At 57.5% G+C, this 1,438-nt stretch carries 2 pseudogenes; both read left to right on the forward strand.

The annotated features are described in order from the left end of the window. Positions 1-60: 60 nt before the first annotated feature. Positions 61-162 (forward strand): annotated as a pseudogene (locus FDW83_RS19790) (hypothetical protein); the annotation flags it as partial. Then, positions 116-1,400: pseudogene (locus tag FDW83_RS18890) on the forward strand (IS3 family transposase). The pseudogenes FDW83_RS19790 and FDW83_RS18890, both read left to right, overlap by 47 nt. Positions 1,401-1,438: the final 38 nt, after the last annotated feature.

A 1,438-nucleotide genomic window follows, 5' to 3' on the forward strand; every position in this document is an offset into this window, starting at 1 on the left:
TGAACTGCTCCCCGAAAGTTGGACTGAAAAATTCAGTTCCGACTCTCGGGGAGCAGTTTTATGCGTCCAACTAGTTCATTATCGGAAGACCAGCGGGCAGCGGCTGTAGCGTGGTTTGAGAAGGGCATCGCCGATAAGGCGACGGCCAGCTTGCTGGGCGTTCCCCGTGCGCCGGTCGATCGGCTTTATCGGCGATGGAGGATCCATGGCCGGGAAGCGTTGATGTCTAAGCCGATAAAGCACACCTATTCGTACGAGTTCAAGCTCGCCTTGGTCGAACGCTTCGCGCAGGGCGAGACTGCCCATGACCTTGCCTTCGAAGCCGGCTTATCCTCGCCCAAACTTCTCGAAACATGGGCTCGGGCATACCGTCGGGAAGGGCCGGAGGCTCTACGCCCAAAACCCAAAGGCCGACCGAGGAAGCCCGAGGACCCGTCACCCGCCGAGCTACCCGAGCTGGAACGGCTGCGGCGGGAGAACGAACGGCTGCGCGCGGAAGTGGCCTACCTGGGAAAATTGCGGGCCTTGAGGGCGCAGGAACGACGGTGAAGGTTAAAGCCCTCATCGCCCTCAAGGCTGACTTTCCCCTCCCGGTACTGCTTCAGGTTACGGGACTTGCCAGGTCGACATTCTTCTATCACCAGGCCCGCCTCCATGGGCCCGATCCGAAGGAGGAACTCAAGTCCAAGCTCACCGAGATATTCAACAAGAACCATGGGCGCTACGGCCACAGACGTATCCATGTTGAGCTGGGCAAGCAAGGATGGACGGTCGCCAAAAAGACTGTGCTGAAGCTGATGCGCTCCCTGCGGCTCGCCTGCAAAGTCAGGCGAAAGAAGCGCTACAGCTCCTACAAGGGCGATGAGGGCAAGGTTGCACCGAACGTGCTGAACCGGGATTTTATAGCCGATGCCCCCAACCAGAAGTGGGTGACCGACGTGACGGAATTCAGCGTCGGCGAGAAGAAACTTTATCTCTCACCGATCATGGATCTTTTCGATCGGCAGATCATCTCCTATTCGGTTGGAATGTCACCAAATCTGGAGCTAGCAGTCAGCTCGCTCCGGAAGGCACTGAACATCCTCCCGCCCGGGCAAAAGGTACTGGTGCACTCAGACCAAGGCTTCCAGTACCAGCACCTCGCATGGCGAAAACTGCTCGAGAAGGCCGGGGCATCCCAATCCATGTCGCGCAAGGGCAACTGCTACGACAACGCTGTGATGGAAAACTTCTTCGGACACCTCAAGGAAGAACTCTTCCATCACGTCCGATTCGTCAGTACCGATGCACTCACCATGGCCCTGGACGAATACATGTCCTGGTACAACACCCAAAGAATCTCGATAAAGCTGAAGGGCCTGAGCCCGGTGGAATACCGTGCTCAGGCCCTAGCAGCTTAGGCTCTTAGAAACTGGTCCAACTTTCGGGGACCGGTTCA

The sequence above is a fragment of the Pseudarthrobacter sp. NamE2 genome (genome assembly GCF_005796205.1).
Lineage (GTDB): Bacteria > Actinomycetota > Actinomycetes > Actinomycetales > Micrococcaceae > Arthrobacter.